Here is a 12427-nt window from a genome sequence, read left to right as displayed (position 1 = left end):
TGTACCGTGGCGCTCATGAGCGCCGCCACCACGCCGGACACTGCCCGTCCGTGGCTCGACGACCAGCCGGTGCAGGGTCCGCCGGTGCCGCCCGAGTGGCTGGCCTATTACGCGCGGCAGCAGGCCCAGCACGAGCCCGACCGGGTCACCCGCTTCGTCCAGCGGGTCTGGACCAGGTCGCCGATCTGGGCCGCCCCGGTCGCGCTGCTGGTCTGCATGGGCGGCGCCGTCGGTTACACGCTGGCGACCCATCCGGCCGAGGCCGGCGCCGGTGACGCCCCCACCTGCCTGCTCAAATACACCACTGGTTTCGTCTGCCCGGGCTGCGGAGGCACCCGCGCGGCGTGGTATCTGCTGCATGGCGACCTCCCCGCCGCCGCCCGCCACCACGCGCTGTTCACGTTCGCCGTGCCGTTCCTGCTCTATCTGTATGTGGCCTGGGCCGCCAAGCGCCTCTTCAAGTGGGACCTGCCCCAGCTCAACCTGAGCCCGGCGGTCCTGATCACCTTCGTCGCTGTGTGGGGCGTCTGGAGCGTGCTGCGCAACCTGCCCTGGGCCCCGTTCACCGCGCTCTACGTCTGAGCGGGTCGTCCGATAGGTTGGGGGGCATGACGCACGACCCGCGACCCTTCGGACGGCTGCTGACCGCCATGGTCACCCCGTTCGCCCACGACGGCTCCCTCGACGTCGAGGGCGCGGCGAGACTGGCCACCTATCTGGTCGACGAGCAGCGCAACGACGCGCTCGTCGTCAGCGGCACCACCGGTGAGTCGCCGACCACCACCGACGCGGAGAAGGAAACGCTGCTCCGCGCCGTGGTCGACGCGGTGGGCGACCGGGCCCGGATCATCGCCGGGGTCGGCACCAACAACACCGCCCACACGATCGAGCTGGCGCACGCCGCCGAAAAGGCCGGCGCTCACGGCGTACTGGTCGTGACGCCTTATTACAACAAGCCGCCGCAGGCCGGTGTGGCCCAGCATTTCCTCACCGTGGCCGACGCGGTCGGCCTGCCGGTGATGGTCTACGACATCCCCCACCGGGCCGGCACGGCGATCGCCACCGAGACGATGTGCCGCATCGCCGAGCACGACCGCATCGTGGCGGTCAAGGACGCCAAGGGCGACCTGATCGCCAGCTCCTGGGTGCTGAGCCGCACCGGCTTGGCCTACTACTCGGGCGACGACGCGGCCACCCTGCCGCTGCTGTCGATCGGCGGGGTCGGCCTGGTCGGCACCTCCACCCACTTCACCGGCCTGATGGCCCGAGAAATGATCGAGGCGTTCGAGCGTGGCGACAACGCCGCCGCTCTGGCCGCCCACCGCCGGGCTTTGCCGCTGTTCACCGGCATCTTCCGGGTTCCGGGCACCATGCTGGTCAAGGCGGGCCTCAACGCACAGGGCCGCCCGGCCGGCCCGGTCCGCTCGCCGCTGGTCGAGGCGACCGGCGCCGAGCTCGACCAGCTGCGCCAGGACGCCGCCGCAGCCGGCATCGCCCTGTAACGGGCGGCGACGGCACACACGAGGAAAGACAGATAAACGCGATATGAGTCAAGCCCACGCGGACCTGGAACCGCCGCCCCCGCTGCCGGAGGGCGCCCTGCGCGTCATCCCGATGGGCGGCCTCGGGGCCATCGGCCGCAACATGACCGTCCTCGAGTTCGACGGCAAGCTCCTGATCATCGACTGCGGCGTGCTCTTCCCCGATGTGGAGCAGCCCGGCGTCGACCTGATCCTGCCCGACTTCACGCCGATCCTCGACCGTCTCGACGACGTCCAGGCGATCGTGCTCACGCACGGCCACGAGGACCACATCGGCGCCGTGCCCTACCTGCTGGCCCACAAGGCCGACATCCCACTGGTCGGCTCGGAGTTCACGCTCGCGCTGGTCGAGGCCAAGCTGGCCGAGCGCCGGCTCGACCCCTACACGCTGACCGTGCGCGAGGGCCAGACCGAGCAGCTCGGGCCGTTCGGCTGCGAGTTCTTCGCGGTCAACCACTCGATCCCGGACGCGCTGGCGGTCGCCGTGCGCACCCCGGCCGGCCTGATCCTGCACACCGGCGACTTCAAGATGGACCAGGTGCCGCTGGACGGCCGCATCACCGACCTGGCCGGCTTCGCGCGGCTCGGGGCCGAGGGCGTCGACCTGCTGCTGTCCGACTCGACCAACGCCGAGGTGCCGGGCTTCGTGACGCCCGAGCGCGACATCGGCCCGGTGCTCAGCTCGATCTTCGGCAAGGCCAAGGGCCGGATCATCGTGGCCAGCTTCGCCTCCCACGTGCACCGCGTCCAGCAGGTCATGGACGCCGCCTGGGAGTATGAGCGCAAGGTGGCCCTGATCGGCCGCTCGATGGTCCGCAACATGGGCATCGCCCGCGACCTCGGCCTGCTCAACATCCCGGACGGCCTGCTGGTCAGCCTGGACGAGGCGACCAGGATGCCGGGCGACGAGATCGTCTTCATGTCGACCGGCTCGCAGGGTGAGCCGATGAGCGCGCTCGGCCGCATGGCCAACGGCGACCACCGGCACATCACGATCGAGTCGGGCGACACGGTCGTGCTGGCCAGTTCCCTCGTACCAGGTAACGAGACCTCGGTCTACCGGGTGATCAACCGCCTGTCCCGGGCCGGCGCCACCGTGGTGCACAAAGAGACGGCCAAGGTGCACGTCTCGGGTCACGCCCCGGCCGGCGAGCTGCGCTACCTGCTCAATGTGGTGCGCCCGAGCAACCTCATGCCGGTGCACGGCGAGTGGCGTCACCTGCGGGCTCACGCCCAGCTCGGCGTCGAGACCGGGGTCGCGGCCGACCGGGTCGTGCTCTGCGAGGACGGTGACGTCGTCGACCTGGTCGAGGGTCACGCCCGCCACGTCGGCCGGGTGCAGAACCGGTATGTCTACGTCGACGGGCTCGCGGTCGGTGACGTCAGCGAGTCGTTGCTCACCGAGCGGCGCATCCTGGGCGACGGCGGCTTCATCTCGGCCACCGTGGTGATCGACTCGGTGACCGGCAAGGTGGTCGGCGAGCCGAACATCTCGGCCAAGGGCTTCTCGGAGGACCCCGACGCGTTCAACCCGGTGATCCCGTTGCTGACCGCCGCGCTGCACCGCTCGGCCGAGGACGGCATCACCGACACCCACCAGTTGCAGCAGGTCGTACGCCGTACGGTCGGCCGGTGGGTCAACGACGCGTACCGTCGCCGGCCGATGATCGTGCCCACCGTCGTCGAAGTCTGACGCGAATAGGCGGGCTATTTAAACCTTTCGCTGCCTCCGCCCGTATCTCCAGTCACGGTGCCGCCCCCACGGCACCCGTGGCGAGGGGAGTACCTGGAGATGCAGCGCAGACGGATCGCCGTGGCGGCGGCGGTCGTGGTCGCGGGCGGAGCGGCGGTGGCGTTCACGCTGCCGTCGATGGCCGGCACCACGCCGTCGAGCAAGACCGCGACCAAGTCGGGTGGCGTCTCGGCGCAGATCCTTGCGGCGATGGAACGCGACCTGGGCCTGGACGGCGACCAGGCGACGGCCCGCTTGCAGCGGTCGAAGTGGGCGAGCCGGGTGAGCGCCAGGCTGGCCGCTCAGACCGGTGCCGACTTCGGCGGCGCGTGGCTCGCCACCGACGGCAACACACTCAAGATCGCCGTGACCGACGCCCGGGCGCAGGCCGCGGTGAAGGCCGCCGGCGCGGTGCCGGTGCTGGTCGAGCGGAGTGAGCAGTCGCTGGTGACAGCGAAGGAGAAGCTCGACTCCGTCCGGTCCGAGGCGGACGGCATCACCGGGTGGTATGTCGAGGTCTCGACCAACAAGCTGGTCGTCGTGGCCAAGCCGGGCGAGACCAAGGCGGCGAAGCGACTGGCCCGCACGGCCGGCGTCGCCAGTTCAGCGGTGAAGGTCGTCACCAGCACGGCCTCGCCCAAGCCGCTGTTCGATGTGCGCGGCGCCGACCCGTACTTCATCGCGGTCGACGGTGGCACGGCGCGCTGCTCGATCGGGTTCTCGGTCGAGGGTGGCTTCGTGACGGCCGGCCACTGTGGCGCGGTCGGCACCACCACGACCGGCTTCAACCAGCAGGCCCAGGGCACGGTTCGCGCGTCGACCTTCCCGGGTGACGCCGACATGGGCTTCGTCGAGGTCAACGGCAACTGGACACCGCGCGCGGTGGTCAACGACTTCGAGGGCAACGAGCTGCCGGTGGCCGGCAACACCGAGGCGCCGGTGGGCGCGGCGGTCTGCCGCTCCGGCTCGACGACCGGTACCCGGTGCGGCACGATCCTGGCCAAGAACCAGACGGTGGTCTACCCCGAGGGGGCGGTCACCGGTCTGACCCGCACCGACGTCTGCGCCGAGGGCGGCGACTCCGGCGGTCCGTGGCTCAGCGGCGACCAGGCCCAGGGCATGACCTCGGGTGGCTCCGGTGACTGCACGGTCGGCGGCGAGACGTTCTTCCAGCCGGTCAACGAGATCCTCGCGGCCGAGGACCTGACGCTGGTGACCAGCGGGGGCGGGGCGGCCGAGCCGCCCGCCGAGGAGGGTGCCGAGCCGCCCGCGGAGTCGGCCGGCGCGTGTGCCGACCAGGCCGTGCAGCGCAGCGGCGAGCTGGCCCGGGCCCGCACCGCGCAGGCTCAGCCCGACGGTGGCGCCTTCCGATCGAACGCCGGCACCCAGACCGCCTGCCTGACCGCGGCCGAGGGGGCCGACTTCGACCTCTTCCTCCAGCGGCTCACCAACCGGGGCTTCCGCACGGTGGCCAGTGACACCGGCGCGGGCGACAAGGAGCTGACCTTCAACGGCCGCTCCGGCACCTACCGGTACGTCGTCGTCGCCACCTCCGGCACCGGCGGGTACGACCTGGGGTTCAGCACCCCGTGACGCGCCACGCCGCCATCCCTGCCTAGGTGGCGTCAGCGCATTCACGATGCCGGGGAGCCGATCAGGCTCCCCGGCATCGATGCGATTCAGCCTTTCTGGCGCAGCTCGGCGACCTCGACGGCGAGCTGGACGCTGGTGGCGATCGCGGCGATCAGCACCTGGTCGAGCTGCTCGGGCGTGACGCCCTTCTCCCAGTCGGCGATCACCTCGCCGATCACGAGCACCGTGCCGTCGTCGTTGACGTGCACGTACGCCTTGGGGAAGAGCTGGTCGTGATTCCACGAGTTGCAGAACTCGTAGAGCCGGGTGACGTCCTCCATCCCGAACATGTGCTGCACCATCGTGCGGACCTGGAGCACTTCGTGCTGCTGCCCGATGCGGAAGAAATAGATGAGGTTGCCCTGGAAGTTCCCGCCGATGTCCCCGTCGGCGTCCTCGAAGTACTTGAACTCGCGCGCGTCGAGTACGTCCGTGATCATTTCTTTGGTGAAGGGCTGCACCCGCCGATAGTAGGACGGTGCGCCTACCGGATTCATGAGCATCGCGGCGTTACGGTGTGACCATGGCGGGCCGCACCTCTCCGGCGAGCCGGGGCCGCGCCGCGTCGCGCGGTGCCGCGACCAACCGTGCCCGTCAGCCCGCCCGTCAGCCGGCCCGGCAGCCCGCGCGCAAATCGGCCCGTCCGGCCGCCCGCTCCCGCTCGGCCGCCCGCGCCCGGCCCACCGTGGGCTCCGCGCTCGCGACCGGTGTCGGCCGCGGCCTGGGCGCTCTCTGGATGGGACTGGCCCACAGTGTCGGCTGGGCCGCCCGCGGAGTCGGGCGCCAGGCCGCCACGGCCAAGGAGATCGATCCCGAGCATCGCCGCGACGGGGCCGGCCTGCTCCTGCTCGGCCTGTCCATCCTGGTCGGGGTGGCGGTCTGGTTCGGCAGCGCGGGCCCGGTCGGCAAGTGGCTGGCCGACTCGACCCACCTGTTCCTGGGCGGCCTGGCCGTGCTGCTCCCGCTGCTGCTTCTCTACGGCGCCGTACGCCTGATGCGCAAGCCGGCCGACCCCGAGCACCGCGGCCGCACCCTGGTCGGCTGGACGGCGATCGTCATCTCCACCGCCGCGCTGCTGCACGTCTCGCAGCGCCCGGCCGACGGCATCGCCATGGACAAGGCGGGCGGCCTGCTCGGTTATGCCTTCGGGGCCCTGCTCGAACGGGCGGTGACGGCCTGGGTGGCGGTGCCGCTGCTCGTCCTGCTCTTCGTCTTCGGCCTGCTGGTCATCACGGCCACCCCGATCAACAAGATTCCCGAGCGGGTGCTGCTGCTGGTCGACGTGCTGCTGGGCCGTTCGACCGAGCGCGCCCCGCTGCCCACCCCCGAGCTGGACGACGACGCGCTGGGTGACAGCGACGAGGAGCCGGCCAAGAAGCGCCGCCCGTCGCGGCGCCGCCAGGGCTCGCTGTCCGACATCGGCCTCGCCCCCGAGGACGAGCCGGCCGCCGCCGAGGACGACTTCCTCCTGCACGACACGGTGGCCGTGCCCAAGGTCCCGGCCAGCCGCAAGAAGCCGGTGCCGGCGCCGCCCGATCACTCGGAGCCGCTGCCCACCCGGGCCGAGCAGCTCGAGATCAGCTCGGTGGCCGGCGACTACCGCCTGCCGCCGCCCTCACTGCTCGGCAAGGGCTCACCGCCGAAATCCCGCAGCCGGGCCAACGACGAGATCATGGCCGCCCTGACCGGGGTGTTCGACCAGTTCAACGTCGACGCCGAGGTCACCGGCTTCACCCGGGGGCCGACCGTCACCCGGTACGAGGTGGAGATCGGCCCCGGCACCAAGGTCGAGCGGATCACCCAGCTGTCGCGCAACATCGCGTACGCGGTGAAGTCGCCCGACGTGCGGATCCTGAGCCCGATCCCCGGCAAGAGCGCGGTCGGCGTCGAGATCCCCAACACCGACCCCGAGAACGTCGCGCTCGGCGACGTGCTGCGCTCGCGGGCGGCCACCGCCGACCACCACCCGATGCTGGTCGCGCTGGGCAAGGACATCGAGGGCGGCTTCGTGGTGGCCAACCTGGCCAAGATGCCGCACATCCTGATCGCGGGCGCGACCGGCGCCGGCAAGAGCTCCTGCCTCAACACGCTGCTGGTCTCACTGCTGACCCGGGCCACGCCGGACGAGGTCCGGCTGCTGCTGGTCGACCCGAAACGGGTGGAGATGACCGCGTACGAGGGCATCCCGCACCTCGTCACGCCGATCATCACCAATCCGAAGAAGGCCGCCGACGCCCTCGAGTGGGTCGTCCGCGAGATGGACATGCGCTACGACGACCTCGCGGCCAACGGGGTGCGCCACCTCGACGACTTCAACCGTAAGGTGCGCAGCGGCGAGATCACCGCGCCGCCCGGCAGCGAGCGGGTCATGAAGCCGTACCCGTACCTGCTGGTCATCATCGACGAGCTGGCCGACCTGATGATGGTGGCGCCGCGCGACGTCGAGGACTCGGTCGTCCGCATCACCCAGCTCGCCCGGGCCGCCGGCATCCACCTGGTGCTGGCCACCCAGCGCCCGTCGGTCGACGTGGTGACCGGCCTGATCAAGGCCAACGTGCCGTCCCGGCTCGCCTTCGCGACGTCCTCGCTGGCCGACAGCCGGGTCATCCTCGACCAGCCGGGCGCCGAGAAGCTGCTCGGCCGGGGCGACGGTCTCTTCCTGCCGATGGGCGCCTCGAAGCCGGTGCGCATCCAGGGCGCCTGGGTCGACGAGAAAGAGATCGCCGACGTCGTCAAGTTCTGCAAGGACCAGCGCGAGCCGGAGTTCCGCGAGGACGTCACCGAGGCCCCGGTCAGCAAGAAGAAGCAGATCGACGAGGAGATCGGCGACGACCTGGCGGTGCTGATCCAGGCGATCGAGCTGGTCGTGACCAGCCAGTTCGGGTCGACCTCGATGCTTCAGCGCAAGCTGCGGGTGGGTTTCGCCAAGGCCGGCCGGCTGATGGACCTGATGGAGACCCGCGGCATCGTCGGACCGTCCGAGGGCAGCAAGGCCCGCGACGTGCTGGTCAAGCCCGACGAGCTGGAAGAGGCGCTGGCCTCGCTGCGGGTGGACGAGTAAGAGCCTCGAGCTCCTCCTCCAACGGGTCCTTCCGAAAGGCCGGGCTCAACAGCTGGTGGGCCAGGATGAGCAGGGCGGCCAGCATCAGCAGGGCGGCGATGGTGGGCAGGACGGCGACGACCCGGCCGAACAGGTACGGCTGATAGGAGAGCAGGGAAGCCGCCTGCACCAGCAGTGGCACGTACCAGAGACGCGGCAGGAACATCACCAGCACCACGGTGAGCACGTCGGCCAGGAAGAAGTAGCGCTCGTGCATGCCGGGCAGCAGGAACGGCATCAGGATCGAGAACAGGGCGGCGGCCAGCACGATGCGCTCCGGGGTCAGCTCGACCGCCCGGGCGATCAGCACGTAGATGACCCCGATCACGACCGCCGCCGCGAACAGGTAGCCGAGCATGCGCAGGGTGTCCTCGCGGGGGCCGCCGGGCATCAGGGCGAACACGTTGGGGGCGCGCAGGCTCAGCTCCGGCACGTTGCGGGCCTGCCGATCCATGCTGTAGATCGTGAGCAGCTCGATCGGGTTGCGGCCGAACGCGATCGCCGGCAGGTCGAGCACCAGATAGGCGGCGGGAGCGGCCAGGAGCGTACGCCAGGGAATCCGGCCGGCCAGGACGAGCAGCAGCAGCAGCGGGAAGATGAAGATCCCCTGCGGTTTCATGGCGAGCGCGACGCCGCACAGGGCCACTCCCCACCAGGGTTTGCCGCGCAGCAGGTAATAGACCCCGCCCAGGGCCGGCGCGGCCCACATCGCGTCGATCTGCCCCCAGAACGACGCGTTGAGCACCACGGTAGGCAGCAGCACGACCACCAGCGCCGCGGCCATCGGGATGCGGCTGGCCGGCCACCGCAGCCCGACGATCCGGTAGGCGAAGAACGCCAGCACGACGTCGAAGATCACCCAGATCGCCTTGATCTTGAGGATCAGCGGCCCGGGCAGATAGAGCGTGAAGGCGAGCAGATAGAGGAACGGCGCGTTGTAGTTGCCGACCTCGGCCCCGATCCCGCGCCAGCCCCCGGCCCGGCCGAGCTGGTGGTACCACGAGAAGAAGATGCTCATGTCGGTGGTCTTTTCGCGGAAACCCACCCAGCGGACCAGGATCGCGATCACGACGAGCGCGGCGATGAGCAGGGCTTCAGCGTGCGGCGGAGTCTTCTTGGCAGTCTGCATGGCACCCAGGGATACGGCTGCGGGGCCCGGTCGGATCAGTGCGCGGGTGAGCAGGGAACCGAACCCGGCTAACCTGGTCGGGTGTCGGTAACTCCTTCCTCCCGCCGTGTCGCCCTGCTCACTCTCGGATGTGCCCGTAACGAGGTCGACTCGGAAGAGCTCGCGGCCCGCCTCGACGAGGGTGGCTGGCAGGTGAGCACCGATGCCGCCGGCGCCGATGTGGTGCTGGTCAACACCTGTGGCTTCGTCGAGAAGGCGAAGCAGGACTCCATCGAGACGCTGCTGGCCGCGGCCGACACGGGGGCCAAGGTCGTCGCCGCCGGGTGCATGGCCGAGCGGTACGGTCGCGAGCTGGCCGAGAGCCTGCCCGAGGCGCAGGCGGTGCTCGGCTTCGACGACTACACCGACATCGCCGCCCGGCTCGACGGCGTGCTGGCCGGCGAGCGCTTCGACGCCCACACCCCGCGCGACCGGCGCGAGCTGCTGCCGATCACCCCGGTCCAGCGGCAGGCGGCCAAGGTCGTCATTCCCGGGCACGCCACCGTCGACGAGCACACCCCGGCCCACCTGCGCCCGGTGCTGCGCCGCCGGCTCGACAACGGACCGGTTGCGAGCCTCAAGCTGGCCAGCGGCTGCGACCGCAAATGCGCGTTCTGCGCCATCCCGGCCTTCCGCGGCGCCTTCGTCTCGCGCGACCCCCAGGAGCTGCTGGCCGAGGCCGAGTGGCTGGCCAAGTCGGGCGTCCGCGAGCTCGTGCTGGTGAGTGAGAACAGCACGTCGTACGGGAAGGATCTGGGCGACCCGCGGCTGCTCGAGAAGCTCCTCCCGCAGCTGGCCGCGGTCGACGGGATCGTCCGGGTGCGGGCCAGCTATCTGCAGCCCGCCGAGACCCGCCCCGGCCTGGTCGAGGCGATCGCCGGCACCCCGGGCGTCGCGCCCTACTTCGACCTCTCGTTCCAGCACTCGAGCGAGCCGGTGCTGCGCCGCATGCGCCGTTTCGGCTCCACCGAGCGGTTCCTCGAGCTGCTCGACTCGGCCCGCAAGCTCGCCCCCGCGGCCGGCGCCCGCAGCAACTTCATCGTCGGCTTCCCCGGCGAGACCCGCGCCGACGTCGACGAGCTGGTGCGCTTCCTCTCCGAGGCGCGGCTCGACGCCATCGGGGTCTTCGACTACAGCGACGAGGACGGCACCGAGGCGGCCGGGCTCGACAAGAAGGTCCGCGAGGACACGATCAAGAAGCGGTACGACCGGGTTGTCACGCTGGCCGACGAGCTCTGCGCCCAGCGGGCCGAGGAGCGGCTCGGCTCGATCGTGGAGGTGCTGGTCGACACGGTCGAGCACGGCGAGATCGAGGGCCGCGCCGAGCACCAGGCGCCCGAGGTCGACGGCTCGACGACCCTGGTCGCCGGTGATGGCGGGGCCGATCTGGCCGCGTTGCGCCCGGGCGACTTCGTGCGAGCTCGGGTCACCGCGACCGAGGGCGTCGACCTGGTGGCCGTGCCGGTCGAGATGATCTCAGCGGCACCGGTGTCCCCGCGGTGACCGACGAGCCGGTCCCGGTGACCGCGCCCCGGACGGTCTCGCCCTACAACATGGCGAACGTCCTGACCGTGGTGCGGATCGTGCTGGTCCCGGTGTTCCTCGGGCTCGTGGTCTCGTCGCAGCTCACCGGCACCGGTGCCCGCATCGTGACCTGCCTGGTGTTCTGCGTGGCCTCGGCGACCGACTTCGTGGACGGCTGGATCGCCCGGCGCTGGTCGCTGGTCACCTCGTTCGGCAAGGTCGCCGACCCGATCGCCGACAAGGCCCTCACCGGCACGGCGCTGGTGCTGCTCTCGATCTACGACCGGCTCCCGTGGTGGGTGACGGTGCTCATCCTCGTCCGCGAGTGGGGCATCACCGGGCTGCGGTTCTGGGTGATCCGGTACGGCATCATCCCGGCCAGCCGCGGCGGCAAGCTCAAGACCGTGCTGCAGATCGCCGCCATCGCCTGGTATCTGTGGCCCGTCCCGGAGCCGTTCGACGTCGTGGGCGTGGTGCTGATGGGCGCCGCCACCATCGTGACGGTCGTGACCGGTGTGGACTATGTGGTCGAAGCGCTGCGTTTGCGGCGAAATGCCCGGCATACCGCCGACCCGAACGGGTAGTTGTCCGCCGTGACAAGCATCAGCGTTGCCGCCGCGGCGGCTGTGCACCGGCTGGTCGAGCGCCACGAGACGTTCGCCACCGCCGAGTCCCTGACCGGTGGCCTGGTGGCCGCGACCGTGGTCGAGATCCCGGGGGTGAGCGCGGTCTACCGGGGCGGCTTCGTCGTCTACGCCACTGCCTTGAAGCACACCCTGGCCGGCGTGCCGCAAAGCCTGCTCGACGACCGGGGACCGGTCGACCCCGACGTCGCCGTGGCGCTGGCCCGGGGCGCCCGGGAACGCTGCGAAGCCGACTGGGGGGTGGCCACGACCGGGGTGGCCGGGCCCGAGCCGCAGGACGGCAAGCCGGTCGGCCTGGTCTATGTGGCGGTGGCCGGCGCGGCCGGCACCGAAGTGCGCGAGCTGCGGCTCGACGGAAATCGTGAGGCCATCCGGACGGAAAGTGTGACGAGCGCGCTACTCCTGCTCTCAGACTGTATTCAGAACGCCCCGGCCGTCGTGTGAGCTGGGGAATGTCACAGTGACCCCAGTGGTTACACGGAAGCCCCGCTGTCGGGCTGTCCCGTAATTCGGCGGGGCGGTATGTCGGTCCGGCCGGCAGCGGGTACGGTTGCGGGAAGCCTCCGGCGCATGCCGGTGGCCCCGCCGCAGGAGGAGGTGCCATGGTCCTGCTACGCCGGGTTATCGGCGACGCACTGAGGGCGCGCCGGCAGGGGCAGCACCGCACGCTGCGCGAGGTGTCCACCGCCGCGAATGTCAGCCTGGGCTACCTGTCCGAGATCGAGCGCGGTCAGAAGGAAGCGTCCAGCGAGCTGCTGGCCGCCATCTGTGAGGCGCTCGGCGCACGGCTCTCCGAGTTGCTCGGCGAGGTCAGCGGCACGCTGTCGCTCGCCGAGGGCATGGACGGCGTGCTGGTGCCGGTCGACGCCGAGTCGGCTCGGGCCCAGAAGGCCAAGGCGGCCGACGGGGATGTCTCCGTCTCGGTCCGTCGTGAGCCCCTCAAGGCGACGCTGCACGCGACGCGCAAGCCCCAACGCGACGTCGTCTACGCCGCTTGACAAGAAGGTCCCCGACCGGGCCGAGCCTGCTCCTCGTGAGCGGACCCGGCCCGTTTTCTGTCGGTCGACTGTGCGCTTGCTGTGACTC

11 protein-coding genes are annotated in these 12427 nt (G+C 70.8%); 9 read left to right on the top strand and 2 right to left on the bottom strand.

Going from position 1 to position 12427, the window contains the following annotated elements; all coding sequences use genetic code 11:
• Positions 1 to 15: 15 nt before the first annotated feature.
• From NAG42_RS00435 to NAG42_RS00420, 4 genes are all read left to right on the top strand, one after another.
• The gene (locus tag NAG42_RS00435) at positions 16 to 582 is read left to right on the top strand and encodes a DUF2752 domain-containing protein (RefSeq protein WP_250027202.1); all 567 of its coding nucleotides are present in this window, start codon (positions 16 to 18) and stop codon (positions 580 to 582) included.
• A 26-nt stretch (positions 583 to 608) separates the two neighbouring features.
• The gene (gene dapA / locus NAG42_RS00430) at positions 609 to 1502 is read left to right on the top strand and encodes a 4-hydroxy-tetrahydrodipicolinate synthase (protein WP_250027201.1); all 894 of its coding nucleotides are present in this window, start codon (positions 609 to 611) and stop codon (positions 1500 to 1502) included.
• 43 nt (positions 1503 to 1545) lie between these two features.
• Positions 1546 to 3234 carry a ribonuclease J gene (locus NAG42_RS00425; RefSeq protein WP_250027200.1) on the top strand — a complete coding sequence of 563 codons (1689 nt, stop codon included), beginning with the start codon at positions 1546 to 1548 and terminating at the stop codon, positions 3232 to 3234.
• Between the two features lie 99 nt (positions 3235 to 3333).
• Positions 3334 to 4866, top strand: a complete 1533-nt coding sequence (locus NAG42_RS00420) for a S1 family peptidase (RefSeq protein WP_250027199.1) — start codon at positions 3334 to 3336, stop codon at positions 4864 to 4866.
• An 86-nt stretch (positions 4867 to 4952) separates the two neighbouring features.
• Here NAG42_RS00420 and NAG42_RS00415 read toward each other — a convergent pair whose 3' ends face one another.
• A complete protein-coding gene (locus tag NAG42_RS00415; RefSeq protein WP_250027198.1) occupies positions 4953 to 5366 on the bottom strand; it encodes a YbjN domain-containing protein in 414 nt (137 codons plus the stop codon).
• A 62-nt stretch (positions 5367 to 5428) separates the two neighbouring features.
• Here NAG42_RS00415 and NAG42_RS00410 point away from each other — a divergent pair, with 62 nt between their 5' ends.
• Positions 5429 to 7966, top strand: a complete 2538-nt coding sequence (locus tag NAG42_RS00410) for a DNA translocase FtsK (RefSeq protein WP_250027197.1) — start codon at positions 5429 to 5431, stop codon at positions 7964 to 7966.
• Here NAG42_RS00410 and NAG42_RS00405 read toward each other — a convergent pair.
• Complete coding sequence (locus NAG42_RS00405) at positions 7914 to 9134, bottom strand: glycosyltransferase 87 family protein (RefSeq protein WP_250027196.1); 1221 nt, start codon at positions 9132 to 9134, stop codon at positions 7914 to 7916. The genes NAG42_RS00410 and NAG42_RS00405 overlap by 53 nt on opposite strands.
• A gap of 81 nt (positions 9135 to 9215) precedes the next feature.
• Here NAG42_RS00405 and rimO point away from each other — a divergent pair, with 81 nt between their 5' ends.
• The 4 genes from rimO (at position 9216) to NAG42_RS00385 (ending at position 12339) form a co-directional block, all read left to right on the top strand.
• Positions 9216 to 10676 (top strand): 30S ribosomal protein S12 methylthiotransferase RimO, encoded by a 1461-nt coding sequence (rimO, locus tag NAG42_RS00400; RefSeq protein WP_250027195.1) that lies wholly within the window; start codon positions 9216 to 9218, stop codon positions 10674 to 10676.
• A gap of 50 nt (positions 10677 to 10726) precedes the next feature.
• A complete protein-coding gene (gene pgsA, locus NAG42_RS00395; RefSeq protein WP_250028293.1) occupies positions 10727 to 11281 on the top strand; it encodes a CDP-diacylglycerol--glycerol-3-phosphate 3-phosphatidyltransferase in 555 nt (184 codons plus the stop codon).
• Positions 11282 to 11290: 9 nt separating this feature from the next.
• Positions 11291 to 11785 carry a CinA family protein gene (locus tag NAG42_RS00390; RefSeq protein ID WP_250027194.1) on the top strand — a complete coding sequence of 165 codons (495 nt, stop codon included), beginning with the start codon at positions 11291 to 11293 and terminating at the stop codon, positions 11783 to 11785.
• A 158-nt stretch (positions 11786 to 11943) separates the two neighbouring features.
• Positions 11944 to 12339 (top strand): helix-turn-helix domain-containing protein, encoded by a 396-nt coding sequence (locus NAG42_RS00385; RefSeq protein WP_250027193.1) that lies wholly within the window; start codon positions 11944 to 11946, stop codon positions 12337 to 12339.
• The last annotated feature ends 88 nt before the right edge of the window (positions 12340 to 12427 follow it).

This window comes from Paractinoplanes maris (assembly GCF_023544465.1).
GTDB lineage: Bacteria > Actinomycetota > Actinomycetes > Mycobacteriales > Micromonosporaceae > Actinoplanes > Actinoplanes maris.
Note: the sequence above shows the minus strand (reverse complement) of the source record. Positions and strands in the feature narration are given on the sequence as shown.